The following is a 789-nucleotide window of genomic DNA, read 5'->3' as shown; positions in this document are numbered from 1 at the left end:
AGCGGTCAGCCGCCATGCCGGCAAAAATGCCGAACACCCCCCAGGACAGGTTTTGCACCGCCAGCGCAAAGGCAAAAGTCTCGCGCGTCCAGCCCTGCGCCTGCGTGATGGGCTGCAGCCAGAGGCCAAAACCGTGGCGAATGCCCATGGACAGCGTGACGATGGTGGCGCCGCAGATCAGCACCTGCAGCATGGAGAGTTTTTTGGTTTCGGTGGTCATGGGCGAGTCGCCGCGAGTGGCGAAAAAAAGGAAAGGCCTGAGGCGGCCGGAAGGCTCTTTGCCGACTGTAACGAAAATGGCGGAACACTGCCCGGGCCGCACTTCGTTCCCTGTCTCAAATCAGGTTGGCTGTATATTTATACAGTGACTTTGCCGGCCCCGACTACAATTGCGGCAATTCTTTCATCTGCCATGGCTGACAAACTACCCACCGAATATTCCGAAGGCTCGATCCGCGTGCTCAAGGGCCTGGAGCCCGTCAAGCAACGGCCGGGCATGTATACGCGCACCGACAACCCCCTGCACATCATCCAGGAAGTGCTGGACAACTCCGCCGACGAGGCCCTGGCCGGCTACGGCAAGAAGATCAAGGTCACGCTGCACACCGACGGCTCGGTGAGCGTCGACGACGACGGCCGAGGCGTTCCTTTCGGCCTGCACCCTGAAGAAAAGGTACCGGTCATCGAGATCGTCTATACCCGGCTGCACGCGGGCGGCAAATTTGACAAAGGCAAGGGAGGCGCCTACAGCTTCTCGGGTGGCTTGCACGGCGTCGGCGTGAGCGTGAC

General features: G+C 60.7%; 1 protein-coding gene and 1 pseudogene. One reads left to right on the top strand and one right to left on the bottom strand.

Annotated features, from left to right (window positions below):
• Positions 1-220: pseudogene (locus AC1D1X_RS24770) on the bottom strand (MFS transporter); the annotation flags it as partial.
• Positions 221-412: 192 nt separating this feature from the next.
• On the opposite strand from AC1D1X_RS24770, the gene AC1D1X_RS24765 reads away from it, so the two are divergent.
• Positions 413-789: ATP-binding protein (locus tag AC1D1X_RS24765; protein ID WP_477699549.1), on the top strand; the 377-nt coding region annotated here is incomplete at its 3' end.

The organism is Polaromonas sp. P1_G4, from assembly GCF_056405475.1.
This window is presented reverse-complemented; position numbering and strand designations above follow the sequence as displayed.